Source organism: Streptomyces sp. NPDC048291, assembly GCF_043201715.1.
Classification (GTDB): domain Bacteria; phylum Actinomycetota; class Actinomycetes; order Streptomycetales; family Streptomycetaceae; genus Streptomyces.
On record NZ_JBICZC010000021.1, the window covers coordinates 170,379 to 196,996 of the forward strand.

The window sequence follows — 26,618 nt, forward strand, 5'->3', positions numbered from 1 at the left end:
CTCGAGTACGCAGAACGAGCAGCCGATACCGTCGCCCACGCTGCTGTTCAGGACGCGGGCCCTTCGTGCCCACCGGACCGGAGCGGCTCCCGCGAGGATGTCGCTCGTAGGAGGGATGAACATGGCTGGGCTGATCGGTCGTGACTCCGAGACGGCTCAGCTGGAGTCGCTGTTGGACGGCGCGTCGGCCGCCTCCCCGGCCGGCGGGGCACTGCTGGTGCGCGGCGAACCCGGGATCGGGAAGTCCGCGCTGCTGGAAGAGGCGGCCGGCCGGGGACGGGACCGCGGGATGCTCGTGCTGAACTGCTCGGGCGTGAGCGGTGAGGCGCATCTCGCGTTCGCCGGTCTGCACCAGATGCTGTGGCCGGTGCGTGCCGATGCGGACGTGCTTCCCGCCGTTCAGCGAAACGCGCTGTTCGCCGCACTCGGGCTCGTCGACGCGCCCGTCCCCGGCATCCACCTCGTGGGGCTGGCCACGCTCGAGTTGCTGACCGAGTGTGCCCGGCGGGCTCCGGTGCTGATGGTGGTCGACGACGTTCATTGGCTGGACCGGCCGACGTCCGAGGTGCTGGCGTTCCTCGCCCTCCGGCTGCACGCGGATCCCGTCGTCCTGGCGGCCGCGTGCCGCGACGGCGAGGGGGACGCCGGTCCGCTCGACACGGCAGCCCTGCGGGAGCTGCGACTCGGGCCGCTCGACCCCGCGGCGGCAGCCGCCCTGCTGGACTCCTACGGCAGGCTCGACCCTCGCACGCGCCGGCGCGTACTGGAGGTGGCGGTCGGCAACCCGCTGGCGCTGGTGGAGCTGCCGACGGCGCTGCGCGGCAGGCCCGATGACACCGACCCGCCCACGTGGCTGCCACTGACGGCTCGGCTGGAGCGGGCGTACGCCGCCCGGCTGGCCGGGTTGCCGGAGGCGAGTCGGACCGCGTTGCTGGCCGCCGCTCTCGGCGGCGACGCGCCGGCCGAGGTGCTCGACGCGGCAAGCCGGGTGGCGGGCACGGAGGTGTCCGCGGCGGATCTGGCCCCCGCCGTGACGGCGGGGCTGGTCGAGATCGACGCGACTCGGGTGCGCTTCCGGCACCCGCTGGTCCGCTCGGCGGTCCACGAGGCGGCGAGCGCGGCACGGCGCGGGCAGATGCACGCCGTGCTCGCCGAGGTGCTCGCCGACGCGCCCGACCGCGCGGTCTGGCACCGGGCGGCGGCCACGGTGGGTCCGCACGAGGAGGTGGCCGCCGATCTGGAACGGTCCGCGGCGAGGGCGCAGCTCCGCGGCGCGACGTCCGTGGTGGCAGCGGCCCTCGCGGAAGCGGCCCGGCTCACCGCGCAGCCGGCGCGGCGTGGGCATCTGCTGCTCCGCGCCGCCGAGCAGAGCCATGAACTCGGCCAGTGGCAGACCACGCTGAGGCTGCTCGACCAGGCGGAAACACTGGAGCTGGACCTGGGGGATCAGATCCAGCTGCGCTGGTTTCGCGAGGTCCTCAGCCCGGCCAGCAGCACCGGCACGCCGCCGCTCGCGGATTTCGCCGACATGGCCGACCGGATGCGTCGGGCCGGGGACACCGAGTTGGTGCTGGACGCGCTGCTTCGCATCGTCATGCGCAGTTGGTGGTCCAGCCCGGAACCGGAGTCCTACCGGCGGCTGGCCGTGGTGGCCGAGGCGAGTGCCGCGTACGACGCCGATCCGCGCCTGTTGAACATCATGGCGCTGGCGGATCCCCTCGGGCGCGCCGCGGAGGTGCGCAGCCGACTGAGTGACTGCCCGCCCGCCGTCGTCTCCGCCGCCGGCTACCTCCTCGGTCTCGCCGCCCAGGCCGCCGGGGCCACCGACCAGGCTCTCGCGTTCCACACCGCCGCGAGCGCGACGCTCCGGGAGCAGGGTCAGCTCGGGCTGCTCGGCGAGTGCCTGCTCGCCAAGTCGTGGGTGGCCCTCCTGCTCGGCCGGCTCGACCTCGCCTTGGCGGCGGCGGACGAGGGCGGCCGGCTTCTCGCCGAGACCCGCATCCCGTTCTGGGCGACCGGCACGCAACTCGTGACGGCGATCGTGGCCGGCCGGCGGGGCGATGCCACGACCGCCGCCGACCTGACCGGCCGGGCCGAGCGGGTGCTCGCGACCGCCGGCATACCGTCCATGCTGACCCAGGTCCACATGGCCCGCGGCGCCGCGGCTCTCGACGCGGGCCGCTTCACCGAGGCCTACGAGCAGCTGGCGCGTGTCTTCGACCCCGACGACATCACCTACCATCCGCAGATGCGGGCCTGGGCGCTGGCCGAATACGTCGTCGCGGCGAGCCGCAGCGGCCACCAGGACGCCGCTCGCGCGCGCTGCGCCGAACTCACCGAGGTCGCGGCCGCCACCGGCTCCCCGCTGCTGCGCGCAGGCCTCACCATCGCCGCGCCGATGCTGGCCGATGACGACGCCGCCGGGGCGCTGTTCGACGAAGCGCTGCGCGCCGACCTGAGGGCGTGGCCGCTGCATCGCGCCCGCCTCCAGCTGGCGTACGGCGCCTGGCTGCGCCGCCACCGCAACGTGGTCGAGTCCCGTACGCCGCTGCGCGCGGCCCGTGACATGTTCGACGCACTCGGTGCCACCGTCGAAGGAGAGCGCGCCCGCCAGGAGTTGCGCGCCTCGGGCGAGGAGAGCGGCGGGCGCGTGCCCGGCGTGCTGGACCGGCTGACGCCGCAGGAGTGGCACATCGCCCGGCTCGCGGCGCAGGGTCTGTCCAACCGGGAGATCGGCCAACAGCTTTACCTGTCGCACCGGACGATCAGCAGCCACCTGTACCGGATCTTCCCGAAGCTCGGCATCACGTCGCGTGCGGAACTGGCCGCCGTCCTGGCGACGGCCCCGGACGCGGAATCATGACGTCGGATCACGACGTCGGATCATGACGTCGGCCTCGGCCACGACCGCTGGGACGCGCTCACAGACCGGGGTCGTCCGCCGCCAACGCTTCGCGGAGCTGTGCGCGTGAGGTGATGCCGAGCTTGGGAAAGATGTTGTACAGGTGTGAGCTGATGGTCCGGTGCGACAGGTACAGCTGCTGGGCGATCTCCCGGTTGGAGAGCCCCTGCGCCGCGAGCCGGGCGATCTGCCATTCCTGTGACGAGAGTTGCGGCGTGCCCTGCGCCCGGACGCGCTTCGTCTTCAGACCGGTGGCCCGCAGCTCACGGCCGGCCCGAGCCGACCAGGCCGCGGCGCCCAGTGTGTCGAACACGCTGAGCGCGGAACGCAGCGTGGTGCGCGCCTGAACCATGCGCTGCCCCCGGCGAAGCCACGCACCGTAGGCGAGGTCGAGCCGGGCCCGGTACCACGGGGAGGCCGCCGCGCTGATCTCGAACGCTTCCCCGAACAACTGCTCGGCGTCGCCGTCGTCGGCGAGCGCCACCCGCGCGTAGTACATCGCGCGCATCACGCCCCCGGCGGGTGTGCTGTCCAGCACCGGCTCCAGTCCCGCCAGGATCGTCCGGCCCTCCGCCACGTTCTCGCTCGCGGCGGCCGCCTCGGCGAGGTAGTCGATCGCCCAGACCTGCTGCACCGGGTGGTAGGCGTGGTCGCCCTCGTCCATCATGCGCCGGAGCTGGTGGAAGGCGTTCCCGGGCTGCTGACGGCCGAGCTCGATGAGTCCGTGGGAGAGCTGGGCGCCGTTGATGACCGCCTCGTTGCCGCTGAGGAGGGCGACCCGCTCCGCTTTCGCCAGCAGCCTCTCGGCCTCCTCGGTCTGGCCGCGGAGCCCGGCGAGATTGGCCCGGCCGAGCGCCGCGCACGCCTCCCACACCGGCTGCCGGGTCTCGGCGGCCAGCCGCTCGGCCTCCTCCGCCGCCGGACCGGTGAGATCCCAGCGGCCGAGGTACATGGCGGCGAACGTCTGCAGGACGAGGACCTGGGCCAGCAGCCCCAGCCGTCCCTGCAGGCGCAGACCGTCCAGGGCGGGGCGGGTGAAGCGCAGGGCCCGGCTGAACTCGCCGCTGACGAACGCCGCGCGTGCGAGCAGCCCGGTGGCCGCGGGGTCGACGTCGTCGCGCTCGGCCCACTCGGCAAGGCTGTGGACGACATGGCGGTGGCGGGCGAACCCGCCGCCCACCGCCCATGAGGCCAGCAGCCGGGGGTCCGCGTCGCCCAGCGGCAGGCTGCCGGTCAGGCTGTCGGCCGTGGTCACCACGTCCGTGCGGATGGCTTGTCCCGGCTCGGACCACCAGCAGCGGATGGTGGCACCGACCAGCAGATCGGCGGCCAGGTCGAACTCACCGTCGCCCCGTGCGCGGACGGCCGAGGCCAGCAGCCGCCGGACGCCGGCCACGTCACCGGGGGTGCCGTCGTCGAAGGCGCTGTCCAGCCAGTTGAGGCGAGCCTTCGCGGCGGGGTCCAGCCTGAGGGCACGGGCCCGGTCGATGAGCTGCTGAACGCTGTCGGGGCGACCGCGTTCGAACGCGATCTCCGCTGCCCGCAGCAGCCTTCCGCCGCGGTGGCCGTCGTCCGCGGACAGTTCGGAGGCCCGCTCGAGCCACGTCTCGGCCGAGGACGGCGCGCCGCGTTCCAACGCGCGCTCCGCGGCGGCGTCCAGCGCCTCCGCGACCTCCTCGTCGACTCCCGTCGTGGCCGCCGCCAGGTGCCAGGCGCGGCGGTCCGGATCTGCGCCGAGAGCCTTCGCCAGGGCCCGGTGAGCGGCGCTCCGCTCCTGCGGAGTCGCGGACTGCCAGACGGCCGAGCGGACCAGCGGGTGCCGGAACTCCACCCGCGGGCCGTCGACCTTCAACAGGTCCGGCCTGATGTCGAGTACAGCCTTGTCCGACGCGGCCCCAGGCCCCGCGAGGATCTTCGCCGCGGCGTCGAGATCCCTGACCCGGTCGCCGTCGTTCACGGCCGCGAGCAGGAGCAGCCGCCGGGCTTCGGGACCGAGTTCCGTCAGCCGGGCGGCGAACGCCCGCTCCAACTGCGTGGTGAGCGGCAGTACGTCGAACGCGCCCGTGGGGTGTCCCTTGAGGGCGAGCGGCAGTTCGACGAGTGCCAGCGGGTTGCCCTTCGCCTCGTCCAGGATGCGCCGTTCGACCACCGGCGACAGGCTCGGGGCATGCAGCGCGAGCAGCCTGCGTGACGCCTCCGGGTCCAGCCCTTGCAGGACGCTGAGGCCGACAGCGGGATCGCCCAAGGTGCGGTCCTGGTCCTCGGGCACCGGTCGCGACGCGATCAGGAGGACGACGGGTTCCGAGTCCAGCCGCCGGGCCAGGAACTCGATGGTGTCCCGGCTCGCGGCGTCCACCCACTGCATGTCGTCCACGATCAGCAGCAGCGGTTGCGCCGAGGCGGCGTCGGCGATGAGTTCGAGGGCGGCAAGAGCCACGAAGAACCGCTCCGGCGCCTGTTTGGAAACACTCATGCCGAAGGCGCCCAGCAGTGCTTCCCGGTGACCTTCGGGCAGCGCGTTTGCCTTCGGCAGAACTTTCCGCAGGAGATCGTGCAGGGCCGCGTAGGGAAGATGGCGTTCGGACTCCGCACCCCGGGCGGTCAGCACGGTCATGTCGCGGCGCCGCGCCTGAGTGGCCGCGGCCGCCAGCAGTGAGGTCTTGCCGATGCCCGCCTCACCCCTGATCACATGGGTGCGACCCCGGTCGGAGACGGTGTCCAGCAGGCCCGTCACCATGCCGAGATCGGCGTCGCGGCCCACCAGGTTCCGGCTGCGTGAGCTCTCGGTCATCGCGCGCGTCGCCGCCCTTCGCCGGGGCCCGCAAGGCGCCCACCGCACATCTTCAGTATTTCTTCAGTCACCTTACTGAGGACAGGACGTACTGATCTTCATATCTTCACCACAGGTCGGATCGGGAAGTTGGGGGCTCGTATGGTCGACTTTGATCTCGCTGGCCGGACCACCGAGCTCACGACATTGCGGGACCGGATCCACCGACTTCCCTCCCAGGGCGGCGCACTTGTGGTTCGCGGCGAGCCGGGGATCGGCAAGTCCTCTCTGCTGGATGCGGCGGCGCGGCTGGCCGAGACGGTGGGGCACCGCGCGCTTCAGGCCACCGGGTTCGAGTCGGAGGCCAGGATTCCGTTCGCCGGGCTGCACCAGTTCCTGAGGCCGGTGATCCATGCGGCGGATCGGTTGCCCGCGACCCAGCGGCAGGCGCTGCTGTCGGCGCTGGGTGTCGACGACGGACCGTCTCCGGAGCTGTTCAAGGTCGCTCTCGCGGTGCTGAACCTGCTCGCGGAGCTGGCCACCGAGCGTCCGGTCGTGGTGGTCGTCGACGACGTCCACTGGCTCGACCAGTCCAGCCAGGACGTGCTGACGTTCGTCGCCCGTCGGGTCGACCGCGACGCCGTTCTGGTCGTAGGGGCGATCCGCAACGGTCACGCGAGCCCGTTCGCCGGGGCCGGACTGCCCGAGTTCGAGGTGGCCGCGCTGGACGACGCGGCCGCGCGCGAGGTGCTGGCCACGCGGGCCGCCGATCTGAGTGCCGCGGACCGGGACCGCATTCTGCTGGAGGCGCGGGGCAACCCGCTGGCACTCGTGGAACTGCCGGAAGCCTGGCGGACGTTGGGGACCGCGGGCAGGCGAGCGCCCCTGTCGACGGTGCCGTTGACCGCGCGACTGGAGCGGGCGTTCGCGGGCCGGGTCGGCGACCTGCCCGGCGATGCTCGTGACGCCGTCCTGGTTGCCGCCGTCGACTATGACAACGATCTTTCCGAGATTCTGGCGGCGACCTCGGTCCTGTCCGGGCGGGCAGCGGACGTCGGCGTGTTCCACGCCCCGATCCAGGCCCGGCTCCTGACGGTCGACGGAACACAGGTGCGGTTCCGCCACCCGCTGGTCAGGTCCGCCATTCTGCAGGAGGAACCTCTGGCGCGTCGGCTCGCGGCCAACGCGGCTCTCGCGAAGGCGCTGGACGCCGACCCCTACCGGCGCACCATGCACCGGGCCCAGTCGATCCTCGGCCCCGACGACGAGGTCGCCGACGAGCTCGAGGCCACGCACACCATCTCCCTCAGGCGCGGTTCGGTCACCTCCGCGGTCTGGGCGCTGGAGCGTTCGGCGCAGCTCACCACCGACTCGGCGACGCAAGGCAGGCGACTGCTGCTGGCGGGGGAGCACGCGTTCGGGCTCGGACGGGCGGACATGGTCGACCGGCTGATCACGGCCGCCGCGCGCACCGAACTCTCGGAGTTGGACCGGGCCAGGATGGAATGGCTCAGGGAGATCTTCAGCGACGGTGTCCCGGGCGACGCCGGGCGCGTGCTCGAACTGTGCGAGATCGCCGAGCGATCGGCGGCCGCAGGCGACTTCGACCTGGTTCTCAACCTGCTGCTCGGCGCCGCACTGCGATGCTGGTGGGCCGATACGGGTCCGCAGGCACGGGCGCGGGTGGCCGCCGTCACCGAGGCCCTTCCCGTACCCGCGACCACCCCGCGCCGCCTTGCGGCCCTCTCGGTCGCAGAACCGGTTCTGCGCGGTGCCGTGGTTCACGACGTGCTCTCCCGGATGTCACCGGCGGGCGACTACGACGCCGACGCCCTGCGGCTGCTCGGCATGGCCGCACATGCGATGGGCGACGCCGTCCGCGCTGTCGACCTGCTGAGCAGATCAGCACAGAAGCTTCGGGAGGAAGGCCGGCTCGGCCTGCTGTCGCACGTGTTGACCATGCAGATCAACAACTATCTGTGGATGGGCGACTGGGACCGCGCGCTCGTGGTCTCGGAGGAGGGCCACCGGATCGCGGCGGACACCGGGCAGCCGGTGTGGACCACCGGGTCGATGAGCCAGGAGGCGATCCGCTTCGGGCTGCGCGGCGAGACCGAGCGGGCGCTGAAGATGGCGGCACAGGTGGAGGCGGAGGCCGGTCGTGACCGGCTCAACGACCTGCTCTGCTGTGTGCAGCTCGCGCGTGGCCTGGCGTGGCTCAGCTCCGGGCAGTACGAGTTGTCGTACGAGGCGCTGCGCAGGCTCTACGATCCTGCCAGCCCCTCCTACCACCCGCGGGAGTCCTTCGACGGAGTGATGTTCTTCGCCGAGGCCGCCGCGCACAGCGGCAACCGGCAGGACGCCGCACCGGTCCTGGCCGAACTGGAGCGCGTCGCCCGGATCACGCCCTCACCGCTCCTGCACATCCATCTGCTGTACGCCCGTGCGGTACTCGCGGAGGACGCCGATGCCGAAGAGTTGTATGCCACCGCGCTCGGCCACGATCTGAGTCGCTGGCCGCTCGTCCGCGCCAAGCTCGAACTGGCCTACGGCGAGTGGCTCCGCCGGCACCGAAGGGTGGCCGATTCCAGGACCCCACTGCGCTCGGCCCTGACCACCCTCAAGCTCATCGGCGCCACCGCCTGGGCGGAGCGGGCCCGCGCGGAGCTGAGGGCATCCGGCGAGCGCATGTCCGAGCGCCAGGCCTCGGCCCTCGACGAGCTCTCGCCGCAGCAGCTCGAGATCGCCAGGCTCGCGGCCGACGGCCTGTCCAACAAGGAGATCGGAGAACGGCTCTACCTCTCCCCCCGGACCGTCGGCTCCCATCTGTACCGGATCTTTCCCATCCTCAACATCACCACCAGGGCACAGCTCGCGGCCAGGCTGGAGGAGGGGTGATCGGGCGAGAGGAAGAGCCGCCCTCCCCGGGCAGCGTTCCTTGAGAAGCTGCCCGGGGAGCACTTTGCGTCGGGCGCCGGTGCCGCCATGCCGCCCCAGGTCTTGCCGAACACGCCGTTCATCAGCAGCATCGCCATGTCGCAGCGCACGCCGTCGGCCTGGTCGCCGATCGGCACCAGCGTGTCCACCGCCACCGTCCACAGCTCGTCGCTGACGGCGTTCAGCTGGACCACGTCCGGCCAGGGCGGGGAGTAAGGGGCCCGGCCGCGGGCGCTGGCCGCCGGCCTCGATTGATCCGCCGATACGACGCCTTACCGAAGCGGCGTATGCGGGCAGTGGGTGCGCCACTTCCGTCAACCGACTGCGGACGCCACGGCCGCATACGTAGGCGGATGCGGCCGCGGGCTGCAGACGCCGCCCCAGTCGTTTGACCGAAGCCGTGCGCCCGTACCCCCGGCAGGGTGAAGGCAGTTCGATCCCCGCGCGCACCGCCGGAGCCGGGCCCGGGATTCGCCCTGCTCACCCCGCACGTCGTGCCGGCGAACGGCACACGTCCGTCAACGAAGGGACGCACCATGGCCGACCAGGCGCCTCAGACGCAGCCCGCACAACCCGCTCCCGAGAAGACCCCGGGCGGCGCCACGGGCCGCCTCGCCGAACTCTCCCAGAAGGCCCAGGAAGCGCAGCGGACGGTGGAGGCGAGCGTCGCCGAGGACCGGCAGAAGCTGTCCGCGGCCGTGTCCGCCGCGAAGGACAAGGCCGAGCAGGGCGCCCAGAAGCTGCAGGCCGGCGGCAAACAGGCCGAGGAGAACGTCGTCGGCAGCTGGAACCAGGTGCAGACGTCGTGGCACGAGCATGTCGCCTCGACCCGCAAGAAGATCGAGGAGCGCAAGGAGGAGCGGGATGTGAAGCGCCTGCAGCGGGCCGCCGACGACGCCGAGGACTACGCCGTCGACGCGATCACCTTCGCGATCGTGGCCGTCCAGGAGGCCGAGTACGCCGCCCTGGACGCCGCTTTGGCCAGGGCGGACGCGGACGACGCGGCCGACGGCTCGCAGTGAGCCGCTGACCGGCCCCGAACGCCGGCGGACAGCGAAGACGCCCAACCCCGAGGAGGTCCGGCGAACATGTCTGCAATTCCGGTCGGCGGCCTGGTCCCCCAGGCCGCCGACGATCCCGCGGAACTCGTCGTCCGCAACGCGAAAGTCCACACGGGGGACCGGGGCCGCCCGCAGGCCGAGGCCCTGGCCGTCCGCGGCGGCGTCATCACGGTCGTCGGTGACGACACGGACGTCGCCGCGCACATCGGGCCGGCCACCAAGGTCGTGGACGCCCTCGGCCGGCGGATGGTCCCGGGCCTCAACGACGCGCATCTGCACGTGATCCGCGGCGGGCTCAACTACGTGCTGGAGCTGCGCTGGGACGGGGTGCGTACGCTGGCCCAGGGCCTGGCGATGCTGCGGGAACAGGCCGCACGCACCCCGAAGGGCCAGTGGGTGCGGGTGGTGGGTGGCTGGTCGGCCGAGCAGTTCGCCGAACAACGGCTGCCGACCGTCGCGGAGCTGAACGCCGCCGCCCCCGACACACCGGTGTTCGTCCTGCACCTGTACCAGTCGGCGATCCTCAACCGGGCGGCGCTGAAGGCGGCCGGATTCGGCAAGGACACGCCCGACCCGAAGGGCGGACAGATCGTACGCGGCCGGGACGGGGCACCGACGGGCATGCTGCTGGCCGCGCCCAGCGCCCTCATCCTCTACTCGACCCTGGCCAAGGCGCCGGTGCTGGAGGGCGACGACCGGAAGACCTCGACCCGCCACTTCCTGCGCGAACTCAACCGGTTCGGACTGACGTCGGCGATCGACGCCGCCGGCGGCTTCCAGAACTTCCCCGACAACTACGCCACCGTCATCGAACTCGCCGAGGCCGGGCAGCTGTCGCTGCGCATCGCCTACCACCTGTTCCCGCAGACCGCGGGCCAGGAGATCGACGACCTCACCCGCTGGATCTCCATGGTCCGCCCCGAGGACGGCGACGCGTGGCTGAGGCTGAACGGGGCGGGCGAGAACCTCACCTGGGCGGCCGCCGACTTCGAGAACTTCACCGAGCCGCGTCCGGAGCTCGCCTCCGGCTACGAGGCCGAGTTCGAGAAGGCGGTGCGCCTGCTCATGGAGAACGGGTGGGGGTTCCGGCTGCACGCCACGTACGACGAGACCATCCGCCGCGATCTCGCTGTCTTCGAGAAGCTCGCCGCGGAAGGACTCTTCCCGGCCGGGAACCGGTGGCTGTTCGACCACGCGGAGACCGTCTCCGCCGACAGCCTGGACCGCATCGCCTCCCTCGGCGGCGCGATGTCCGTCCAGAACCGCCTGTCGTTCCAGGGCCGGGCGTTCCTGCGCCGCTACGGACCCGGTGCCGCCGCCGACGCCCCTCCCGTCCGGGCCATGCTCGACCGTGGCCTGACCGTCGGCGGCGGCACCGACGCCACCCGGGTCTCGTCCTACAACCCGTGGGTCGCGCTGCACTGGCTGGTCAGCGGCCGGAACGCCGGCGATCTGGTCCTGCGCCCGCCGGCGAACCGCGTCGACCGGCAGACCGCGCTGGCGATGTTCACCCGCGCGGGCGCCGCACTGACCGGAGAGGAGCAGGTCAAGGGCGTCCTGCGGCCGGGATGCCACGCAGACCTCGCGGTCCTGTCCGACGACTTCTTCACCGTGCCCGAGCCTGCGATCGCGCACATCGAGTCGCTGCTCACGGTCACCGGCGGCCGGATCGTCTACGCCGCCGGTGAGTACGAAGGCCTCGACGAGGAGCTGCCGTCGGTCAGCCCCGCCTGGAGCCCGGTGGCGCACTTCGGCGGCTACCAGGCGGCCCACCCGGCCGCCGTCGCCGGCGCCCGCCAGGCGGAGCTGCTCGGGCAGGCCGCGGCCGAGTCGGAGCAGCATCGCCGGTGGCGCGTGGCGCGCGGTCTCGCCCCGGACGGCCCGAGTTCGGTCTTCGACCCCTGCTTCGTCGTCTGAACTCCCCGGGAAGGGGCCGGCGTTCGAGCCGCCCTCTCCCGGGAGACCGATCACCGGCTCCCCACCCAGAAAGGTCCACCCTCATGGTAGATATCGCCGAGGTCGCCGCGGCTCCCAGCCCCGACCTGCTCACCCCCGACAACTGCGCGGTGCTGTTCGTGGACCACCAGCCGCAGATGTTCTTCGGCACCGGAAGCGGCGACCGCACCGCCATCATCAACGCCACGGTGGGGCTGGCCAAGTCCGCCAAGGCGTTCGACGTGCCGGTCGTGCTGAGCACGGTGGCCGCCGAGTCCTTCTCCGGCCCGATCATGCCGCAGCTGCCGGCGGTCTTCCCCGACCAGAAGATCATCGACCGCACCACGATGAACGCCTGGGAGGACGTCTCCTTCGTCGCGGCCGTCAAGGCGACCGGCCGCAAGAAGCTCGTCATGGCCGGGCTGTGGACCGAGGTCTGCGTCGTCCTGCCGGTGCTCTCCGCACTCGCCCAGGGCTACGAGGCCTACGTGGTCACCGACGCGTCCGGCGGTGTCAGCCCGCAGGCCCACGAGCACGCGATCCAGCGCATGGTGCGCGCCGGGGCCGTCCCGGTCACCTGGCTGCAGGTGCTGCTGGAGCTGCAGCGCGACTGGGCCCGCACCGAGACGTACGGCGCGGTGACGGACGTGGTGAAGGAGAACGGCGGTGCGTACGGCCTCGGCATCGTCTACGCGCAGGCCGTCTTCGGCGCCCACGCCGCCGGCTGACCGGGACACGCGGACGTCAGGGACGGGCAGGGCGCGATGGACGCCGGACTGTTGGTGCTCCGGCTGGTGGTGGGGCTGCTCATCGCCGGCCACGGGGTACAGAAGGTGAGCTTCCGGCTCGGGGGCAACGGCTTGGCGGGCGGGACCGAGGAGTTCCGCCGCGACGGGTTCCGCGGCGGCCGGCTGACCGCGCTCGTCGCGGGCGTCAGCCAGCTCGGCTCCGGCCTGTTCCTGGCGGCGGGCCTGCTCACACCGCCGGCCGCGATGGCCGCCATGGGCGTGATGACGGTCGCGGCCACCGTCAAACGGCCCCATGGCCTGTGGGTGCAGCACGACGGCTACGAGTACCCGCTGGTCCTCGTCGCCGCCTGTGCGGCGCTGGCCCTCACCGGGCCCGGTCGCTGGTCCCTCGACCACGCGCTGGGCCTCACCCCGTGGCCGGTGTGGGTCGCCCTCACGGCGATCGTGACCGGCCCCGCGAGCGGACTGCTGACCCGCCTGGTACTGCACCAGGAAGCCACCGCACCGGAGGGGGTGTCCCATGCGCAGGCTGCTGACTGACGCCGCCCGCACGCTCGCGCCGCCGACGGGGGACCGCCACGGCCCGCTGCCTCCGCTCCTGCTGACGCTGACCGTGGTCACCGGGCTGGTCGACGCGGTGAGCTATCTGGGGCTGGGGCACGTCTTCGTCGCCAACATGACCGGAAACGTGGTGTTCCTCGGTTTCGCGCTGGCGGGCGCCCCCAGCCTGTCCGCGCTCGCCTCCGTCGTCGCGCTGGCTGCGTTCCTCCTCGGCGCGCTGGCCGGCGGCAGGCTGGCAGGCCGGTACGCCGCGAACCGCGGACGCCTGCTGACGGCGGCCACCGGCGCGCAGACGCTCCTGGTCGCCGTCACCGTCGCCGTCACGGCGGCCACGGACGGCGAGGTCACCACCGCCGTCAAGTACACGCTGATCATGGCCCTCGGGCTCGCCATGGGACTGCAGAACGCGGTGGCGCGCCGCCTCGCCGTCCCCGACCTCACCACGACCGTGCTGACGCTGACGCTGACGGGGCTGGCCGCGGACTCGGCCCCGGGGCCCGACGCGGCGCCGCGCCAGGGCCGGCGGATCCTGTCCGTGCTGGCCATGCTGGTCGGCGCCCTGGTCGGCGCGGCGCTCCTGCTGCACGGACATCTCGTGCTCGTCCTGGGCCTTGCCCTGCTGCTCCTGGCGCTCACCACGGTGGTGACCCGGCGTCTGTCCGCCACCGGCGCCGCATGGACCCGGCCGCCGTCCTGAGGCTCACGCAGTCTTGACCCCGTTCGGACAGAGGCGCCGTCCTCCCCGACGGGCTGGACCTGTCCCTCACCCGCCAGGAGCTCGTGATGCCAGCGCCCGCCCCCACCCGTACGAATCGACTTCACGCATGGCTCCTGGAAGGCCTGTCGGACATGGCCAGGCACCAGACGGGGCCGCAGGCGGAGAAGCGCAGCGCCCACCAGGGGCAGCCCTGGTGGCGGGTGATGTGCCTCACCGGCGTCGACTACTTCTCAACCCTCGGCTATCAGCCCGGCATCGCCGCCCTCGCCGCGGGGCTGCTGTCGCCCGTGGCGACCATCGTGCTGGTCCTGGTCACCCTGACCGGCGCGCTTCCCGTCTACCGCCGGGTGGCCGAGGAGAGCCCGCACGGTCAGGGCTCGATCGCCATGCTGGAGCGGCTGCTGCCCTTCTGGAAGGGCAAGCTGTTCGTCCTGACGCTGCTCGGTTTCGCCGCGACCGACTTCCTCATCACGATCACCCTGTCCGCGGCGGACTCCTCCGTCCATCTGCTGGAGAACCCGCATGCGCCGCACTGGCTGCACGGCCGGCAGATGCTCGTCACGCTGCTGCTCATCGCGCTGCTCGGGGCGGTGTTCCTCAAGGGGTTCCTGGAGGCGATCGGTGTCGCCGCCGCCCTGGTCGGCGTCTATCTGACGCTGAACGCGGTCATCATGGTCACCGGCCTGTGGCAGCTGGCGACCGAAGAGCACGTGATCACCGACTGGACCACGGCGCTCACGGCGGAACACGGCAACGTCCCGGCCATGATCGGCGTGGCGCTGATCGTCTTCCCCAAGCTCGCACTCGGCCTGTCCGGGTTCGAGACCGGCGTCGCGGTCATGCCGCACGTCGAGGGCGACCCCGGCGACACCGAGGAGCGGCCGAGCGGCAGGATCCGCGGCACCAAGAAGCTCCTCACCACGGCCGCGCTCATCATGAGCGGGTTCCTGATCGCCTCCAGCCTCATCACCACCCTGCTCATCCCGGCCGAGGAGTTCCAGCCCGGCGGCGCCGCCAACGGACGGGCGCTGGCGTATATGGCGCACGACCATCTCGGCAGCGCCTTCGGCACCGTCTACGACGTCGCCACCATCGCGATCCTCTGGTTCGCCGGCGCCTCCGCCCTGGCGGGACTGCTCAACCTGATGCCGCAGTACCTCCCCCGCTACGGAATGGCTCCGCACTGGGCCCGCGCGGTGCGGCCCATGGTCATCGTCTTCATCCTGGTGGCGTTCCTGGTCACCTGGATCTTCGACGCCGACGTCGACGCCCAGGGCGGCGCCTACGCCACCGGCGTGCTCGTGCTCATCTGCTCCGCGGCCGTCGCGGTGACCATCGCGGCCCACCGGGCCGGACAGCGCAACCGGACCGTCGCGTTCGCCGTGATCTCGGTGGTGTTCGTCTACACCACCGTCGTCAACGTCGTCGAGCGGCCCGACGGCGTCAAGATCGGCGCCTGCTTCATCGCGGGCATCATGATCCTCTCCCTGGCCTCCCGGCTGGCCCGCGCCTTCGAACTGCGGGTCACCGGCGTGTCGTTGGACCCGATGGCGGAACGCTTCGTCCGCGACACGTCGCACCGCACCATCCGTTTCATCGCCAACGAGCCCGACGAACGCGACGCCGCCGAGTACCGGGACAAGATCCAGCAGATCAGGGCCGACAACGAGGTCCCGCCGGAAGACGACCTGATCTTCGTCGAGGTCACCGTTCCGGACCCCTCGGAGTTCGAGGCGTACCTGACCGTACGCGGCGACGTCCTGCACGGCCGCTACCGCGTGCTGACCGTGGAGCACTCCGCCGTCCCCAACGCCCTGGCCGCGTTCCTCCTGCACGTCCGCGATCTGAGCGGCCAGCGCCCGCACATGTACTTCGAATGGTCCGAGGGCAACCCCTTCGCCAACTTCCTGCGCTTCTTCCTCTTCGGCCAGGGCGAGGTCGCCACCGTCACCCGCGAGGTCCTCCGCGAGGCGGAGCCCGACCGGGCGAAGCGCCCTCGCGTCCACGTCGGCTGAGCGCCGCCGCCGCTCCAGCGGCACCGACGCCGAGAGCGTCACCTCGGGCAGTGGCCGAGGCCGGCCGCGTGCAGAAGCGGGGCGAACGTCGCCGGCGACGACGCCTCGACGTTCACGTCGGAGTACGGGCATGCTCCGGCAGTCATTTGACTCAAGGCCCGCCGCTGAAGAACTTCTACGATTCCCGGAGAAGGGCGGAGCGTACCGGGAAGACTGTGGGGACGCATGCACGAGGCCGAACTCCTTGGACGCGACGGAGAGTTGAGGATCCTGCGGGAACTGACCGGGAGGCTGCCCGGTACCGGTGGCGCGTTGGCACTTCAGGGCCGCCCCGGCGTCGGCAAGTCCGCGTTGCTGCGGGCCGCCGCCGACCATGCCCGGTCCACGGGATGGCAGGTGATCGGGGCGGCGGGGCGCGCCGGTGACGCACCCTTCAGCGGCCTGCGTGAACTCCTGCAACCGGTGCTCGGCTCGGCGGACTCACTGCCCGCGGGACAGGACAGGGCCTTGCGGTCGGCGTTCGAGACCGGGTCGGCGCCGCCGCCGGAGACCTTCAGGGTGGCGCTGGCCGCGCTGAACCTCATCGCCGCGAGGGCGGCCGAGCGGCCCGTGGTGCTGATCGCCGACGACGTGCAGTGGTTCGACAGGCCCTCCCAGGAAGTACTGGCCTTCATGGCGCGCCGGGCCGATCACGACCCGGTCGTCATCCTCGCGGCCCTCCGCAGCGGATGGACTCTTCCGGGCATGCCGGTGCTGGACGTGCCGGTGCTGGACGAAGCCTCGGCGCGGCGGCTGCTCGCCCGTCGTGCGGCCGCGCTTCCCGCCGCCGTTCGCGAGCGCATGCTCGGGGAGGCGCTCGGCAACCCGCTCGCGCTGGTGGAACTCCCCGCAGCATGGCACCCGGCCGGCCCTCCAGGTGCATGGGCCCACCTGCCGGTGAACTCCGCCCTGACCACGGCGTTCGCGGGCGGGCTCGGCGCACTGCCGGACCAGGCGCGGGACGCCCTGGTGATCGCGGCTGTCACCCACACGGGAGAACTCTCGGAAGTCCTGGCGGCCGCCTCCGTTCTGACACGTCGGCCGGTGCCGGTGGACGCCCTCGACAGCGCGGTCGCAGCCCGTTTGATACGGCTCGACGGGACGAAAGTCCACTTCCTTCATCCAGTGGTCCGGTTCGCGGTGCTGGATGCCGAGGCCCCGGCCAGGCGGCGAGCCGCCCATGCCGCTCTGGCGCAGGTGCTGGCCGACCATCCGGACCGGTGCACCTGGCATCGTGCCCAGTCCGTCAACGGCCCCGACGACGAACTGGCGGACGAACTGGCGGATGCCCACGTTCCCCTGCTCCGGAGTCACGGAGTCGTGGCGGCCATCTGGGCGCTCCAGCGATCGGCGCAGCTGACCACGGACTCGGCCACCCGGGGACAGCGGTTGCTGGGTGCGGCCGAGCACGCGTACGGCCTCGGCCGCACACGCCTGACCCACGCTCTGATCGACGAGGCCGAACGCCAGCAGCTCGGCGGCACGGACCGGGCGAAGGCCGGGTGGCTGCGCGACATCTCCGAGGCAGGCCCGCAGGCGGAGCCGGTCCCGGCGCGCGCGCTCGACATCACCGAGCCTACGGCCGGCGATCCCGGCCTGGCCCTCGACCTGCTGCTGAGTGCGGCGCTGCGGGCACAAGGGGCGGATGTCGGCTCCGCCCGGCGAGCCGGCATCGTCGCGGCCGCCGACCGGCTGACGGCCACGAGCGACCCGCGCCATATCGCGGCTCTCGCGCTGACCGAACCCGTGCTCCGCGGCCGGGCGGTGGCCGACCGGCTGCCGTCGACCGCGGCGGTGTCGGCTCTCCCCGACGCGGACGGGCTGCGGTTACTCGGTATGGCCGCGCACGCGATCGGCGACCCGATCCGCGCGGTCGACCTGCTCGGCCGGGCGGAACCGGTCTTCCGCGATCAGGGCCGGCTCGGCCTGCTGTCGGCCGTGCTCCTCACCCAGGCCGCCGACCTGCTGCTGCTGGGGGACTGGCCGCGTGCGGCGACCATCGCCGACGAAGCGCGCCGGATCGTCGCCGAGACCCGGCAGCCGGGCTCCATCGCCGCGCTGACCGGCTTGGACGCGGTCGCCGCCGGGCTGCGCGGGGAAATGGAGCGGGCGTTGGAGCTGGCCGACACCGTGGCCGCATGGGAGCGCGCCGATCTGGTCCCGGGGCTGCGGCTGGCCCGCGGCCACGCACGGCTCGGTGCCGGGCAGTACACCGAGGCGTACGACGAGCTGAGGCCGCTGTTCGACCAACCCCGTGAGCGTCTGACGTGGCAGAGCTTCACCGCGCTGATGCCGTTCGCCACGGCGGCGGACCGCAGCGGCGCCCGCCGTGACGCAGCGGACGTGCTCGCGGAGCTCGAGGAGGTCGCGCGCGTCACCCCCGCCCCGCTGCTGCACGTCCAACTGCCGTACGCACGGGCCGTGCTCGCCCCCGAGTCCGCGGCCGAGGAACTGTACATGGCGGCGTTGGGCCAGGACCTGGCCCGCTGGCCGCTCGTCAAGGCCCGGACGGAACAGGCGTACGGACTGTGGCTGCGGCGCCGGCGCCAGTCCGCCGAGGCGCGCCCGATGCTGCTCGCGGCGCGGACCACGTTCGAACTCGTCGGGGCCTGCGACTGGGCCGGGCACAGCGGTACTCAGGGAGGCGACGGCCCGCTCCCGTCCGTCGTGGACCTGTTGTCGCCGCGGGAGAAACTGATCGCCGGCCTGGCCGCGGAAGGGCTCTCCAACCGGGAGATGGCGGAACGACTGCACCTGTCGCCCCGTACGATCGCGGCTCATCTCTACAGGGTCTTCCCCAAGCTCGGAATCAGGTCGCGCGGTGAGCTGGGGTCCGTGCTGGAGCGGCCGGAGACGGCCGTGACCGACGGCTGAGACCAGCCCCGCGCCGCAGCACCGGATGAGCACCCGGGATCAGTCGGATGACCCAAGCCGCCGACCGCGCCGGGTGCTTACCGTGGCCGCACTGAGGGGTCGTCGGAAGGAAGCCATGGGTACGGCGATGCTGGTCGGAAGGCGGCGGGAGATCGCGGTGCTGACGGGGCTCCTCGACCGTACGCCGCCGCGGAGCGAGGTGCTGCTGATACTCGGGGATCCGGGCATCGGCAAGTCGTCGCTGCTCAACGAGGCGGAGTCCCAGGGGCGGGACCGGGGCTTCCGGATACTTCGGCTGGTCGGCGTGGAGGCGGAGGCAGGCTTCCCGTTCGCGGGACTGCACCAGATGGTCCGTCCGGTCCTCGACCGGGTCTCGCTGCTTCCGCGGAACGAGAGCGATGCCCTGTCGGCGGCGTTCGGGCTGGCCGAGGGCCCGCCGCCGGAGCCGTTCCTGATCTCCATGGCGGTCGTCAACCTGCTGGCGGCCGTGGCGGAGGACGAGCCGGTGCTGGTCCTGGCCGACGACGTGCAGTGGCTGGATCCGCAGTCGCACGAGGTGCTGACGTTCGTCGCGCGGCGCGTGACCGGAGCAGTGGTGATCATCGCCGTGATGCGCACGGGCCACACGGGCCCGTTCCTCAACGCCCGTTTTCCGCAGCTGGACGTCGGCGGCGTGGACGACGACGCGGCGGCGCGGATCCTGGCGGATCACGCCCCCGGGCTGGGTCCGGCCGAGTGGCGGCGCATCCGGGATGAGGCACATGGTAATCCGCTGGCGCTGCGGGAGTTGCCGGTCGCCATGACGGCTCTGCGGCCGGGCGGCGGCGCCCGGCTCGTCGCGGACGCCGGCCTGCGTCCGCTGAGCCTGTCCGACCGGCTGGAGCACGCGTTTGCGGGGCGCGGTGCCGAGCTGCCCTCGGCGACCCGGGACGCCTTGCTCGTCACGGCCGTCGATCCGACCGACGACCTCACCGAAATCATCGCGGCGGTCTCGGTCCTGCGCTCGGACGAGGTCACTCCCGAGGTGTTCGCCCCCGCGCAGGCGGTCGGGCTGGTGACCGTGCGGGACGGCCGCGTAGCCTTCCTGCATCCCCTGATGCGGTCGGGCGTCCTCCAGGCCGAAACCCTGGCCCGGCACCAGTCGGCCCACAGTGCGCTGGCCGATGTCATGGCCGATCCCTACCGGCGGACCTGGCACCGTGCCCAGTCGATCGTGGGCCCGGACGACCGGATCGCCGACGATCTCGAGGCCAACGCCGCCCAGGCCCTGCGCCGGGGCGCGGTGATAGCGGCGATCACCGACCTGGAGCGGTCGGCACAGCTGACGAGCTGGTCGGCGCGGCGCGGACACCGGCTGCTGATGGCCGCCGAGCACGCCTTCGGACTGGGCCGTGGCGACATGGTCAACGCGTTGCTCCAGTCGGCGGCCAGGACCGATCTGACCGACCTGGACCGGGCTCGTATGGAATGGCTCCGCGAGATCTTCGACGACGGCATCCCCGGCGACGCCGTCCGTGTCAACGAGCTGTGCGACATCGCCCTGCGGTCCGCCGCCGCGGCCGATGCCGATCTGGCGCTCAACCTGTTGTTGGGGGCGGCCCTGCGCTGTTGGTGGGCCGACACCGGGCCGGCCGCCCGGGAGCGTGTGGCCGACTGCGTCGACCAGTTGCCCGAGACCGCGGACGACCCGCGCTGCGTCGCGACCCTGGCGGTGGCGGAACCGGTACTGCGTGTCCGGCAGGTCATGGACGCGCTCAACGCGGCGGACCCCGGCGACAACGCCGACGTCCTACGGGTACTGGGCATGGCGGCGCACGCGGTGGGGCACGAGGCCCTGGCGGCCGAACTGCTCGTGCACTCCGAGATGACGTTGCGCGAGCAAGGCCGTCTGGGTCTGCTGTCCCAGGTGCTGTCCATGCAGGTGATGATCCACCTGGTGCTCGGAGACCTCGTGCGGGCGGCCGCCGCGGCCGAGGAAGGCGAGCGGCTGGCCGTGGAGACCGGGCAGCCGGTGTGGCGGACCGGGACGCTGGTGTGCGACTCCGTCCTGAAGGCGCTCCTCGGCGACACACAGGAGGCGCTGCGGCTGTCCGCCGAGGCCGAAATGGAAGCGGCCCGCCGCCTCCTGAACGATCTGCTGTCCTGCGTTCAACTCGCCCGCGGGGCCGCGTACCTGGCGGAAGGCCGGAACCGGGACGCGTACCGGATGCTGCGGCGGGCGTTCGATCCGGAGGATCCGAGCTTCCACCAGCGGGAGAGGTTCACGAGCCTGATGTTCCTGGCGGACGCGGCCGTACGCGCCGGCCACCGCGAGGACGCCCGCACCGTGGTGGCCGATCTGGAGCTCCTGGCGCAGGAGACGCCGTCACCGATCCTGCACGTCCACCTGTCGTACGCCCGCGCCGTCCTGGCCGCCGACGAGGACGCCGAGGACTTCTACCTGGCGGCGTTGCGGAAGGACCTGTCGAGCTGGCCGTACGCCCGCGCGAAGATCGAGCTGGCCTACGGCTCCTGGTCGCGCCGCCTGGGGCGGCTCGACCAGGCACGGTCGCTGCTGCTCTCGGCGCAGTCCGCCTTCGACCGGATCGGCGCGCTCCCGTGGGGCGACGAGGCGCGGCTCGAACTGCGGGCGACCGGAGCCCCGCTCGTCTGGCCCGACGCGTGCGCAGCCCGGTTCGCACAGATCACCGAGCTGGCCGCACTGCGGCTGACCGACGACGAGATAGCGGAGCAACTCAGCCTGCCCACCGCGGTGGTGACGATGTACCGCGGCGGAACATGATCCGGCGACCGCGGCAGTGAAGACACCGCGGCAGTCGGATGACGCAAGCCCGGCGCCCCGGCTTCCGGCACCATGACAGGAGTCCGCTTCTCACAAGTCGCCGGATGTGACCGCATGGAAACAGCCGAGAACGGATCGGATTTCTTGCTCGATTCCGAGGATTCGGCGCCCCAGGGTATCGAACTCCGCCATCTGCGCTATTTCGTGGCGGTTGCCGAAGCGGGCACCTTTACTCATGCCGCGGAACGCATGTATGTCGGGCAGCCGACACTGAGTCAGCAGATTCGGCGCCTGGAGGAATTCGTCGGCACACCGCTGCTGCAACGACGGCGGGAAGGCGTACGGCTGACCGAGGCCGGCATCGTACTGCTGGAGGAATCCCGGGCCGTCCTCTCCCTGGTCGATCACGGAGTGAGCAGGACCCGGCGGGCGGCCGGTCTCGGCCGGTCCCGCCTGCGCTTCATCGTCCAGCCGCACCTGCCGTCCACGCTCGCCGCGGAAGCCGTCTCCAGACTGCGCTCCGCCGCCGCCGATGTCGACGTGACCTGGCTGGAGACGGCGCTGGACGCGGAGTTCTCCTCGATCCTCGACCGGCGGGCCGACGCCGCTCTCTGCTGGATGAGCCCGGCCGACCGCACGCTGCCGGACCCTCTCGACGTCATGGAGATCGGGGTCTTCGAACCCGAGGTCTGGGTCCCTGAACAGCACCCGGCGGCCGCACACGGAGGCATCGGCCTCGACGATCTCGCCCGCATGGACATCATCCACGGGCCACGCCGCCTCGATCCCGGAACGTACGACGCATGGCGCACCGTGCTGCGGACCGGCAACCCGCGCTTCGACTTCACCGACCCGCCGTTCAGACAGTCGCTGCCCATGACGCTGGCCTTCGCCGCGACCGGGAGCCGGCCCAGCGCCGTCCTGACGGGCCCGTGCCACCGCGTGGGGAGCGAGGCACGGCCGGCGACCGACGCCGCGTGCCACCAGATGGTGCCCGTCCGCGTCGAGCGGTCTCGGCTTTCCGCCACCGCCGGTCTGGTGTGGAGCGCGGACCTGCCCCGTGAAGTGCAGCAGATGCTTTTCGACACCGCGGAAAACATCGCCGTCTGAGCCGGAGTCCCAACCGCAACCGCGGAACACGAAATCCATAGAGCCGACCAATACCAGTATCGTCGGGATCGCTTTCACGGACACCGGGGTTTCGCGGTGAACTGATGACGGCGCAGAAATGCGCGGCCCTCACCAGGAACGGAAGGATCCCCCGATGGGTAAGACCAAGGACATCCACCAGGCGGTCGACGCGGAACTCGCCTTCGACCCGTTCGTGGACGCGACGGACATCACCGTCCACAACCTGAACGGCGAGGTGAGGCTCACCGGCACCGTCCCGAGCTACCTGCAGTACGTGGAGGCCGCCGACGCGGCGCGGCGCGTCGCGGGTGTGACCAAGGTTCACAACCACCTGGAGGTGGTACTGCCGCCCGAGCACTACCGCGACGACGCGACGCTGGCCGCGACGGCGAACAACGTGCTGCTGATGAACATCGCCGTGCCGCTGGGCGTCGAGGCGACCGCCAACGACGGCAATCTGACGCTGACGGGCATCGTCCGGTACGGCTCCGAGCGCGGGGCCGCCGAAGACGCGGTCTCCGGGCTCACCGGCGTGCGCAACGTCAAGAACAAGATCGACATCGCCGACGACGCCGACCCGGTCGACGTCACCCTGCTGGTCCAGGACGCGCTGGACCGCAACGCGCTGATCCTCGACGACAGCGACGTCGGCATCACCACCAACGAGAACACGGTCGTCCTCACCGGCCATGTCCGCACCTGGGCGGAGCACGACGCGGTGATAGCGGCCGCCTGGATGGCCCCGGGCGTCTACGACGTGCAGGACGACCTCTACATCACCGGCTGACACCCGGTCGGCAAGAGGGCGGCACCAGGGCCGGTTCCCCGGGAGCACACCGTGGGACCGGCCCGCTCTCTTCGCCGACCGTCCGACCAGGACGACAGGAGGAAGCACGCATGCACAACACCGCGCGATCCCGGACCAAGGAGACCAAGGACCACGGCCTGTTCCGCGAGCCGGGCGCCGATCTCGAACGCCTGCTGCGGGACGCCCTCGCGCTGATCGCCGGCACCAGGCCGGTCTCCCGCGAACCCGAACACCATCACCGACCCCATGCCACCCCGCGTCACAGGCTCGCCCGTTCCGTGGGACACCTGGCCGGCTACACCCTGCTCGGCTACGTCATCGTCCACCAGCGGCGAAGCCTGAGGCACCTGGCCGGCTGAGCCGGGGTGCCTCGTCCCGGCGCGGCCTGCAGGCCGCGCCGGGCGCAGTTCAGGAACCTCGGTACGAATCAGCACAGAAAGGGAAGCGCATGGCCGTTCCGCAGAACAATCCACGCGGGGACATACGCTCCGCCGAACAGGACTGCCCGGATCTCACGTTGACGGTCTGGCTGCATGTGTCCCTGGACGAGAGCCTGCCGCTCCAGGCCCGCTTCAGCTACGACGAGTCCCTGCCCCTCGAGGTGGACGTCGAGTTCTCCAACTCCGCCGGAGGCGTCGTCACATGGGCGCTCTCGCGGGACCTGCTGATCGCGGGCATGCACCAGCCGAGTGGCGACGGCGACGTCCGGATCCTGCCGCCGTGCCCACGCCATGGTGGGAACAGCCTCTGGGTGTTGCTGCAGGGACGGCGTGGTGCGGCGCTTCTGGAAATCCGCCTCGCCCCCGTGCGCAGGTGGATCGTCGGCACGCTCAAGTCCGTACCCTTCGGCACGGAAGGGTTGTCGATGGACTGGGACGAGTCCTTCTCACGCGTCCTGGCGCAGGGGGACCGCTGACGGTCCCCCTGGTGCCTACCCGGGCTCCGCACCGTCGAGGGCCTGGGTGCGATGGCGCAGATCCAGTCCCTCGGCGAAAGCGGAGTCGGGCAGGTGCCTGCGGCCCTCACGGGTACGCAGCAGGGCGAGCACGATCTGGTCGAGCCCCGAGTGCCGGGGCAGCACGCCGACCAGCCCATGACGCACGGCCCGCAGCAGCTGACCGGGGCCCACGTACTGGGCCACCAGCACGATCCGCGCCCCCTGTTCCCGCTGGGGGCGCCACGCCACCCGCATGAGGGCGAGGGCCTGTTCGTCGAGTTCCCTGGCCAGCACGAGCAGCGCATCCGCCCGTGCTTCCTGATCCGGTCGCAGCACGCGGACGCGGGGCCGCTCTCGCAGCGCGGTGGCGATGGCACAACCGAACCTGGGGTCGGGGGACTTCACGACCACGGTCACAGGAGACGTCACTCGTATCGTTCTCATGACTCCGAAGCTAGGTGACCGGAACCGGGCCGGACTTCGGTCGGACGACTGTCCTGAAGGCCGCATCCCGGTCGTCCTGTGCGTTCCCGCCGCGAGGTAGGCATTTCAGTCGTCCGACTCAAGCCGTCACGCCGGACCTGGATCACGATCGCGGCCACGCCCCCCAGGGACCGCTCAGCCGCCCGGAGGAGGCGACATGACCGGTCCGAAGAGGCCCGCGCTGGCGGCGCGTACAGGGACGCGTCCGGGAACAAGCCCGTAGGGACGCAGGCGTCCGCACGAGCAGGGTGTGGTGGCACCTGGGGTGACGGGCAGGAGCCCCCTCGGCTACCGCTGGACCGAGAGCAGGTGCCAGTGCCAGGGGTCGAGCGCGACGAACAGGCCGGGACCGGCCAGTTCGTCGCCTTCCCGGTCGTAGGTGTTCTCGTCGAGCAGTTCGGCCAGAGTGCACGACCGCCCGCGGAGATCGGTCCAGGGCAGCGGAAGCCTCCCCTGAGCGGGCCGGTCCGAGTAGTTGATCACGACGACGTACCGGTCCTGGCCGGCGGACCAGGACCAGGCCAGCAGATTGCGGTGGGTGTCGTTGTCCGGCCAGCCCGCGCAGTCCAGCAGCTGCCAGTCGCCCTCGCGTACGTGGGCCGTTGCGGTCACCAGGCGGTCGTAGAAGTCGTGCAGGGCCTCGTCCGCCGGTTCCTGCGGCCGGCGCGAGAGGAACACGGGCAGGTGCACCCGGCGGCCCTCGAACTGGCCCTCGTGCCAGAGTGTCGCGCCGGGCAGGGTGGCGACGGCGACGGCCGCCGCCCGCTCCCGGTCGCCGGGCAGGGCGGTGGCGGCCCGGGGTTCGTCGTGGTTCTCCAGGAACCGGACGAGCCCCCGCTGGTAGTCGAGGCCGGCCCGGAGGTGGGCGCGGACGGATTCGGCGTCCTCGTGGACGAGGCGGTCGTAGAGCCGCTTGTCGTAGCAGTGGTCGAAACCCTGCTGCTGGAGGGCCCATTCGAGGTCCCAGTACGCCTCCGCGACGAAGAGGAGGTCGGGGTGGTGCTCCCGGACCTTCGGGATGACGTACGACCAGAAGTCCTCCGCCGGGGCAGCTCCCGCCCGATGTCCCCACGTCTTGGCGAACACGTCGTTCATCAGCAGCATCGCCATGTCGCAGCGCACCCCGTCCGCCTGGTCGCCGATCGACACCAGCGTCTCCACGGCCGCCGCACGCAGGTCGTCGGCGAAGGCGTTCAGCTGGACCACGTCCGGCCAGGGCGGGAAGTACGGGTCACGGCCACGCGCATATACCTGATCGCCCGCTTTCAGGAACGCCTCGGGGTCGCGGGCCAGGTCGTCGGGGGTGCCGTGGACCAGGCAGTCCGGGCGTTCGGTGAGCCAGGGGTGGTCGGGGGCCACGTGGTTGGGGACGTGGTCGAGGATCAGGCGCACCCCCCGCGCGGCCAGCCGGGCGCGTGCCTCGGCGAGTCCCGCCGGACCGCCGATGCCCGGGTCGACCACGTAGTTCCGTACGCAGTACGGCGATCCGGCGATGTCACCGGTGGTCAGGTCGGGCAGGGCGTGGCGGAAGGAGGAGAGCAGCTCCTCGTTGCGCAGGGCGATCTCCAGTCCCGCCGGGCTGCGCTCCCACACGCCCAACAGCCACACGGCGTCGATACCCGGCCGCGCGACCTCGTCCCACACCTCCTCGGGCACCTCGCCCAGGGTGACGGGGCGTCCGTACCGAGTGGTCAACTCACCCAGCCATACCAGGGTGTTGATCTCGTAGATCACTGTCATGACAGGGGCTCCTCCCTCAGGGCGCCCCAGTCCCCGGCGCCGACGAGACGGAACAGGGTGGCGGTGACGGCTGCCAGGCCGGTCCAGCCGGTCTGGTGGGAGGCGCCGAGGCCGGCGCCGTTGTCGCCGTGGAAGTACTCGTAGAACAGGATCAGGTCCTTCCAGTGCGGGTCCTC

Annotated in this window: 19 protein-coding genes; 15 read left to right on the forward strand and 4 right to left on the reverse strand. The window is 71.9% G+C overall.

Translation table 11 applies throughout. From position 1 onward, the window contains the following. Nucleotides 1–121 precede the first annotated feature (121 nt). A complete protein-coding gene (locus ACGF5O_RS44515) occupies nt 122–2,863 on the forward strand; it encodes an ATP-binding protein (RefSeq protein ID WP_393815656.1) in 2,742 nt (913 codons plus the stop codon). Nucleotides 2,864–2,921: 58 nt separating this feature from the next. Here ACGF5O_RS44515 and ACGF5O_RS44520 read toward each other — a convergent pair whose 3' ends face one another. Continuing rightward, nucleotides 2,922–5,693 carry an ATP-binding protein gene (locus ACGF5O_RS44520; protein WP_393815657.1) on the reverse strand — a complete coding sequence of 924 codons (2,772 nt, stop codon included), beginning with the start codon at nt 5,691–5,693 and terminating at the stop codon, nt 2,922–2,924. Between the two features lie 141 nt (nt 5,694–5,834). On the opposite strand from ACGF5O_RS44520, the gene ACGF5O_RS44525 reads away from it, so the two are divergent. The 14 genes from ACGF5O_RS44525 (at nt 5,835) to ACGF5O_RS44590 (ending at nt 24,198) form a co-directional block, all read left to right on the forward strand. Continuing rightward, the gene (locus tag ACGF5O_RS44525; RefSeq protein ID WP_393815658.1) at nt 5,835–8,570 is read left to right on the forward strand and encodes an AAA family ATPase; all 2,736 of its coding nucleotides are present in this window, start codon (nt 5,835–5,837) and stop codon (nt 8,568–8,570) included. Between the two features lie 87 nt (nt 8,571–8,657). Continuing rightward, nucleotides 8,658–8,825, forward strand: a complete 168-nt coding sequence (locus ACGF5O_RS44530) for a hypothetical protein (protein ID WP_393815659.1) — start codon at nt 8,658–8,660, stop codon at nt 8,823–8,825. Nucleotides 8,826–9,145: 320 nt separating this feature from the next. Beyond that, nucleotides 9,146–9,631 carry a hypothetical protein gene (locus ACGF5O_RS44535; protein ID WP_393815660.1) on the forward strand — a complete coding sequence of 162 codons (486 nt, stop codon included), beginning with the start codon at nt 9,146–9,148 and terminating at the stop codon, nt 9,629–9,631. A gap of 66 nt (nt 9,632–9,697) precedes the next feature. Further along, nucleotides 9,698–11,587: an amidohydrolase gene (locus ACGF5O_RS44540; RefSeq protein WP_393815661.1), complete on the forward strand. Its 1,890-nt coding sequence runs from the start codon at nt 9,698–9,700 to the stop codon at nt 11,585–11,587. Nucleotides 11,588–11,670: 83 nt separating this feature from the next. After that, nucleotides 11,671–12,333, forward strand: coding sequence for a hydrolase (locus tag ACGF5O_RS44545; protein ID WP_393815662.1), 663 nt, complete (start codon nt 11,671–11,673; stop codon nt 12,331–12,333). Nucleotides 12,334–12,369: 36 nt separating this feature from the next. After that, nucleotides 12,370–12,894: a DoxX family protein gene (locus ACGF5O_RS44550; RefSeq protein WP_393815663.1), complete on the forward strand. Its 525-nt coding sequence runs from the start codon at nt 12,370–12,372 to the stop codon at nt 12,892–12,894. Then, nucleotides 12,875–13,612: a YoaK family protein gene (locus tag ACGF5O_RS44555; protein ID WP_393815664.1), complete on the forward strand. Its 738-nt coding sequence runs from the start codon at nt 12,875–12,877 to the stop codon at nt 13,610–13,612. The genes ACGF5O_RS44550 and ACGF5O_RS44555 overlap by 20 nt, the downstream gene beginning before the upstream one ends. Before the next feature lie 86 nt (nt 13,613–13,698). Further along, complete coding sequence (locus ACGF5O_RS44560; protein WP_393815665.1) at nt 13,699–15,648, forward strand: amino acid transporter; 1,950 nt, start codon at nt 13,699–13,701, stop codon at nt 15,646–15,648. A gap of 225 nt (nt 15,649–15,873) precedes the next feature. After that, the gene (locus ACGF5O_RS44565) at nt 15,874–18,561 is read left to right on the forward strand and encodes an AAA family ATPase (protein ID WP_393815666.1); all 2,688 of its coding nucleotides are present in this window, start codon (nt 15,874–15,876) and stop codon (nt 18,559–18,561) included. A 115-nt stretch (nt 18,562–18,676) separates the two neighbouring features. Further along, on the forward strand, nt 18,677–21,343 hold the full coding sequence (locus ACGF5O_RS44570) for an ATP-binding protein (RefSeq protein ID WP_393815667.1): 2,667 nt from the start codon (nt 18,677–18,679) through the stop codon (nt 21,341–21,343). Nucleotides 21,344–21,457: 114 nt separating this feature from the next. Beyond that, nucleotides 21,458–22,453 (forward strand): LysR family transcriptional regulator, encoded by a 996-nt coding sequence (locus ACGF5O_RS44575; protein WP_393815668.1) that lies wholly within the window; start codon nt 21,458–21,460, stop codon nt 22,451–22,453. 154 nt (nt 22,454–22,607) lie between these two features. After that, nucleotides 22,608–23,261, forward strand: a complete 654-nt coding sequence (locus ACGF5O_RS44580; RefSeq protein WP_362594573.1) for a BON domain-containing protein — start codon at nt 22,608–22,610, stop codon at nt 23,259–23,261. A gap of 110 nt (nt 23,262–23,371) precedes the next feature. Next, the gene (locus ACGF5O_RS44585; protein ID WP_393815669.1) at nt 23,372–23,641 is read left to right on the forward strand and encodes a hypothetical protein; all 270 of its coding nucleotides are present in this window, start codon (nt 23,372–23,374) and stop codon (nt 23,639–23,641) included. Between the two features lie 89 nt (nt 23,642–23,730). Beyond that, nucleotides 23,731–24,198 (forward strand): SsgA family sporulation/cell division regulator, encoded by a 468-nt coding sequence (locus tag ACGF5O_RS44590; RefSeq protein ID WP_393815670.1) that lies wholly within the window; start codon nt 23,731–23,733, stop codon nt 24,196–24,198. Nucleotides 24,199–24,213: 15 nt separating this feature from the next. Here the strand turns inward: ACGF5O_RS44590 and ACGF5O_RS44595 are convergent, their stop codons facing one another. The 3 genes from ACGF5O_RS44595 to ACGF5O_RS44605 all read right to left on the reverse strand — a co-directional run. Beyond that, entirely contained in the window at nt 24,214–24,663 is a 450-nt protein-coding gene (locus ACGF5O_RS44595; RefSeq protein WP_393815671.1) for a hypothetical protein, read from the reverse strand. Between the two features lie 327 nt (nt 24,664–24,990). Next, entirely contained in the window at nt 24,991–26,442 is a 1,452-nt protein-coding gene (locus ACGF5O_RS44600) for an alpha-amylase (protein ID WP_393815672.1), read from the reverse strand. Continuing rightward, nucleotides 26,439–26,618 (reverse strand): hypothetical protein (locus ACGF5O_RS44605; RefSeq protein WP_393815673.1); only part of this gene is annotated, 180 nt, incomplete at its 5' end. The genes ACGF5O_RS44600 and ACGF5O_RS44605, both read right to left, overlap by 4 nt.

What these genes read in the sequence shown, in the direction of transcription:
- ACGF5O_RS44515 (WP_393815656.1), top strand. Translation starts at nt 122, where the DNA reads ATGGCTGGGCTGATCGGTCGTGACTCCGAGACGGCTCAGCTGGAGTCG.
- ACGF5O_RS44520 (WP_393815657.1), bottom strand. Translation starts at nt 5,693, where the DNA reads ATGACCGAGAGCTCACGCAGCCGGAACCTGGTGGGCCGCGACGCCGAT.
- ACGF5O_RS44525 (WP_393815658.1), top strand. Translation starts at nt 5,835, where the DNA reads ATGGTCGACTTTGATCTCGCTGGCCGGACCACCGAGCTCACGACATTG.
- ACGF5O_RS44530 (WP_393815659.1), top strand. Translation starts at nt 8,658, where the DNA reads ATGCCGCCCCAGGTCTTGCCGAACACGCCGTTCATCAGCAGCATCGCC.
- ACGF5O_RS44535 (WP_393815660.1), top strand. Translation starts at nt 9,146, where the DNA reads ATGGCCGACCAGGCGCCTCAGACGCAGCCCGCACAACCCGCTCCCGAG.
- ACGF5O_RS44540 (WP_393815661.1), top strand. Translation starts at nt 9,698, where the DNA reads ATGTCTGCAATTCCGGTCGGCGGCCTGGTCCCCCAGGCCGCCGACGAT.
- ACGF5O_RS44545 (WP_393815662.1), top strand. Translation starts at nt 11,671, where the DNA reads ATGGTAGATATCGCCGAGGTCGCCGCGGCTCCCAGCCCCGACCTGCTC.
- ACGF5O_RS44550 (WP_393815663.1), top strand. Translation starts at nt 12,370, where the DNA reads ATGGACGCCGGACTGTTGGTGCTCCGGCTGGTGGTGGGGCTGCTCATC.
- ACGF5O_RS44555 (WP_393815664.1), top strand. Translation starts at nt 12,875, where the DNA reads ATGCGCAGGCTGCTGACTGACGCCGCCCGCACGCTCGCGCCGCCGACG.
- ACGF5O_RS44560 (WP_393815665.1), top strand. Translation starts at nt 13,699, where the DNA reads ATGCCAGCGCCCGCCCCCACCCGTACGAATCGACTTCACGCATGGCTC.
- ACGF5O_RS44565 (WP_393815666.1), top strand. Translation starts at nt 15,874, where the DNA reads ATGCACGAGGCCGAACTCCTTGGACGCGACGGAGAGTTGAGGATCCTG.
- ACGF5O_RS44570 (WP_393815667.1), top strand. Translation starts at nt 18,677, where the DNA reads ATGGGTACGGCGATGCTGGTCGGAAGGCGGCGGGAGATCGCGGTGCTG.
- ACGF5O_RS44575 (WP_393815668.1), top strand. Translation starts at nt 21,458, where the DNA reads ATGGAAACAGCCGAGAACGGATCGGATTTCTTGCTCGATTCCGAGGAT.
- ACGF5O_RS44580 (WP_362594573.1), top strand. Translation starts at nt 22,608, where the DNA reads ATGGGTAAGACCAAGGACATCCACCAGGCGGTCGACGCGGAACTCGCC.
- ACGF5O_RS44585 (WP_393815669.1), top strand. Translation starts at nt 23,372, where the DNA reads ATGCACAACACCGCGCGATCCCGGACCAAGGAGACCAAGGACCACGGC.
- ACGF5O_RS44590 (WP_393815670.1), top strand. Translation starts at nt 23,731, where the DNA reads ATGGCCGTTCCGCAGAACAATCCACGCGGGGACATACGCTCCGCCGAA.
- ACGF5O_RS44595 (WP_393815671.1), bottom strand. Translation starts at nt 24,663, where the DNA reads ATGAGAACGATACGAGTGACGTCTCCTGTGACCGTGGTCGTGAAGTCC.
- ACGF5O_RS44600 (WP_393815672.1), bottom strand. Translation starts at nt 26,442, where the DNA reads ATGACAGTGATCTACGAGATCAACACCCTGGTATGGCTGGGTGAGTTG.